This window comes from Frankia sp. BMG5.23, assembly GCF_000685765.2.
Taxonomy (GTDB): Bacteria; Actinomycetota; Actinomycetes; order Frankiales; family Frankiaceae; genus Frankia; species Frankia casuarinae.
The window spans coordinates 1-4,598 of the sequence record NZ_JDWE01000120.1 but is presented as its reverse complement, the minus strand read 5'-3'; the positions used below and the strand labels follow the sequence as shown (position 1 = coordinate 4,598).

General features: G+C 69.8%; 2 protein-coding genes. Both read right to left on the bottom strand.

The window, feature by feature from the left end; translation table 11 throughout:
• Positions 1-2,876: condensation domain-containing protein (locus tag BMG523DRAFT_RS21850; protein ID WP_160323748.1), on the bottom strand; the 2,876-nt coding region annotated here is incomplete at its 3' end.
• On the bottom strand, positions 2,783-4,598 hold a 1,816-nt coding region (locus BMG523DRAFT_RS23930; protein WP_152987894.1), incomplete at its 5' end, for an amino acid adenylation domain-containing protein. The genes BMG523DRAFT_RS21850 and BMG523DRAFT_RS23930, both read right to left, overlap by 94 nt.

Sequence of the window (4,598 nt, the reverse complement as noted above, 5' to 3'; positions counted from 1 at the left end):
TAACCACGAGCCAGCCCCGGACCCGCAAGATAAAGCTCACCGACCACCCCCGGCGGCACCGGCTGCAGCAGATCATCCAGCACATAGGTCCGGGTACCGGCGATCGGTGTGCCCAGGCTGACGCCGCCGCCCGCCGTCAACTGCCGGCAGGTCGACCAGATCGTGGTCTCGGTCGGGCCGTACATGTTCCACACCTGCGCGCAGCGCTCGATCATCGCCTCGGCCAGGTCCGGAGGGAGGGCCTCGCCGCCGCACAGAGCCTTCAGCCCGGGAGAGCCCGCCCAGCCGTCGTCGACGAGCATCCGCCAGGTCACCGGCGTAGCCTGCAGCACCGTCGCGCTGTGCCGTACGATCTCCGCCGCCAGCCTCCTGGGGTCCAGGGCCACCTCGCGTTCGGCCACCACCACGCGCCCGCCCACGACCAGCGGCAGGAACAGCTCGAGCCCGGCGATGTCGAAGCCCAGCGTCGTCACGGCCAGCAGTACGTCGGCCTCGGTGAGGCCGGGGCGGATTCGCATCGCGGCGAGGAACGTCACCAGGTTGCGGTGTGAGATGACCACGCCCTTGGGTGTTCCGGTGGAGCCCGAGGTGTAGATCACATATGCCGGGTGCCGCGGGTCGATCCGGCCTGACGCGGTCGGCTGCCGGGCCGCCGGGGCCTCGGCGGTCCGTGGGTCGTCCAGGACCGTCCGTACGGCCGGGTGGCCGGGCAGCGCCCGGGCGGTCTCGGCCGTGCAGACCACGGCGGCGGGATCGGCGTCGGCCAGCATGAACGCCACCCGCGAGGACGGGTATCCCACGTCTACCGGGAGGTAGGCCGCGCCGGTCTTCAGCACCGCCAGCAGCGCCACCAGCATCTCAGCGGACCGCGGCAGGGCCACGGCGACGACCCGCTCCGGCCCGGCGCCCTGCTCGGTCAGCCGCGCGGCAAGTCGGCCCGCCGCCGCATCCAGCTCCGCATAGGTGAGGCCTACGTTCTGGAAGACCACCGCGACGGCGTCCGGGCTGCGCCGCACCTGGGCCTCGAACAGCTCGGGCAGCGTCCGGTCCGAGACCTTGAGCGCGGTGTCGTTCCAGGCGGTGTCGTTCCAGGCGTGCACGACCTGGGCCCACTCGGCCTCGTCCATGACCGGCACCCGGCTCGCCCGCAGCGCGGGGTCGGCGGCGACCGTTTCCAGCAGCCGCACCAGCCGCCCAGCCAGCTTCTCGGCCGTCGCCCGGTCGAACAGGTCGGCCGAGTAGCCGACCGCCCCGTCCAGCCCGGCGGGTGCGCCGCCGGCGGTGTGGTGTTCCCCGACGGTGAAGGACAGGTCGAACCTGGCGGCGTCGGAGCTCGACCGCTGTGGTTGGACGGACAGGCCCGGCAGCTCCCAGCCGCCGTCCTGGTGGGTGGTCTGGAAGGTCATCATGACCTGGAACAGCGGGTGCCGGGCCAGCGATCGGTCCGGTTGCAGCTCCTCCACCAGCCGCTCGAACGGCACGTCCTGGTGGGCGTAGGCGGCCAGGTTCACCTCGCGAACCCGGGCGACCAGGTCACTGAACGACGGGTCGCCGCCGGCATCGGTGCGCAGCACCAGCGTGTTGACGAAGAAGCCGACCAGGCCATCCAACGCAGGGTCGCCCCGGCCCGCGATGACGGTGCCGAGCGGGATGTCGGTGCCCGCGCCCAGGCGGGACAGCAGCAGCGCGACCGCCGCCTGCACCACCATGAACATCGTGGCCTTCCGGTCCCGGGCGATCCCCGCCAGCCTGGCGTGGGCCTCGGCGCTGACGCGCAGCGGGACAGTGCCGCCGGTGAAGGAGGCCACGGCCGGGCGCGGACGGTCGACCGGCAGCGTCAGCTCGGCAGGAAGACCGGCCAGGGACTGCCGCCAGTACGCCAGTTGCCTGCTGATCAGGCTGTCCGGGTCGTCCTCGCTGCCCAGGATCTGGCGCTGCCAGGCCGAGAAGTCGGCGTACTGGACCGGCAGCGCCGCCCATGACGGCTCCCGGCCGGCGAGTCGCGCCGCGTAGGCCGTGGACAGGTCACGGGTGAGCACTCCTATCGACCAGCCGTCGGCCGCGATGTGATGCACGACCAGCAGCAGGACGTGCTCGCGCTCGGCCAGGACGAGCAGCTCGGCCCGCCACGGCGGCTCGCTGCGTACGTCGAAGCCACGTGCCGCCTCGGCCGCCAGCAGGTCCGCGAGGTCCCGCTCGCTGGTCGCACGCACCACGAGCTCGGGGCCGCCGTCCAGGATCTTCTGGAAGGGCACCCCGTCCCGGTCGGGGAACACCGTGCGCAGGGTCTCGTGCCGCTGTGCCACGTCCTTCAGCGCGGCTCGCAGCGCGTCCCGGTCCAGGTCACCGCGCAGCCGCAGCGCCATCGGCATGTTGTAGACCGCGCTGCCCTCCTGCAACCGGTTGAGGAACCACATGCGGGTCTGCCCGAACGACAGCGGGATCTCCTCGGGCCGCTGCCCGGCCACCAGGGGGGTACGGGCGCTCCCGCCGCCGGAGGCCAGCCTGGCGATGCCCGCCGGGGTCGGCGCGGCGAACAGCTCGCGGATGTTCACCTCGACGTCCAGCACGGCCTGCACGCGGGCGATCAGTCGCATGGCCAGCAGGGAGTCGCCGCCGAGGTTGAAGAAGTCGTCGTCGGCGCCGACCCGGTCCAGGTGCAGGGTCTCAGCGAACAGGCCGCACAGCAGCTCCTCGGCGGGAGTACGAGGAGCACGCCCGGTGACCAGACCCGCGAAATCCGGAGCGGGCAGAGCCTTACGGTCAAGCTTCCCGCTCAGCGTCAACGGCAACTCCGCCAACTCCACCACCGCCGCCGGCACCATGTACTCCGGCAACCGCCGCGCGGCGAACTCCCGCAACCCGGCAGCATCCACACCCCGACCCGCCGCCGCCACCACGTAGGCGACAAGATACCGATGACCAGNGAGTCGCCGCCGAGGTTGAAGAAGTCGTCGTCGGCGCCGACCCGGTCCAGGTGCAGGGTCTCAGCGAACAGGCCGCACAGCAGCTCCTCGGCGGGAGTACGAGGAGCACGCCCGGTGACCAGACCCGCGAAATCCGGAGCGGGCAGAGCCTTACGGTCAAGCTTCCCGCTCAGCGTCAACGGCAACTCCGCCAACTCCACCACCGCCGCCGGCACCATGTACTCCGGCAACCGCCGCGCGGCGAACTCCCGCAACCCGGCAGCATCCACACCCCGACCCGCCGCCGCCACCACGTAGGCGACAAGATACCGATGACCAGGCTGATCCTCCCGGACCACCACCGCAACCCGACCCACCGCCCCATCCCCCGCCAAAACAGCCTCAACCTCACCCAACTCGATCCGCAACCCACGAATCTTCACCTGCGCATCAACCCGCCCCACATACACCAACACACCATCACCCCGCCACCGCACCAAATCCCCCGTCCGATACATCCGCTCCCCAGACCCAGAAAACGGACACGCCACAAACCGCTCCCCCGTCAACGACGAACGACCCACATACCCACGCGCCAACCCCACACCAGCGATATACAACTCCCCCACCACCCCCGGCGGAACCGGCCGCAGAAAACCATCCAACACAAACAACCGAACATTCCAGATCGGCCCCCCGATCGGCACCACCCCCGACACCCCCGGCGGACACGCCCAGAACGACACATCCACCGACGCCTCAGTCGGACCATAAAGATTATGCAACCCCACCCCCGGCAACACCCCCTGAAACCGCTCCACCAACTCGCCCGGCAAAACCTCACCACTACACACCACCCGCCGAAGCCCCCCACACAAAGCCGCACCCTCCTCATCCAGAAACAACCCCAGCATCGACGGCACAAAATGCACCGTCGTCACCCGCTCAGCCACCACCAGATCCACCAGATAACGCGGATCACGATGACCACCAGGCCGCGCCACCACCAGACACGCACCCGTAACCAGCGGCCAGAAAAACTCCCACACCGACACGTCAAACCCCGACGACGTCTTCTGCAGAACCCGGTCATCACCACCCAACCCATACTCACCCTGCATCCACAACAACCGGTTCACAATCCCCCGATGCGACACCACCACCCCCTTCGGCACACCCGTCGACCCCGACGTATACATCACATACGCCGGACACCCCGGCCGCACCACAACACCAGGAGACGTCCCCGGACAATCCCGCACCACCCCACCGTCATCCACCATCAGCCGCACAGCCGGATGCTCCGGCAAACCCCCCACCGTCTCCGCCGTACACAACACCACCACCGGATCCGCATCAGCCAACATCAACCCCACCCGCGACGCCGGATACTCCGGATCAACCGGCAGATACGCACCCCCCGCCTTCACCACCGCCAACAACGCCACCACCAACTCCACCGACCGCGCCACCGCCACCGCCACCACCCGCTCCGCACCCACCCCCAACCCCACCAAACGCCACGCCAACCGATTCGCCGCCACCTCCAACTCCCCATACGACACCACCCGCCCCTCACACACCAACGCCACCGCACCCGGACTCCGCCGCACCTGCGCCTCAAACAACTCCGACAACGTCACCTCCGGCACCACCACCCCCGTCTCATTCCACCCATCCACCACCCGGGCC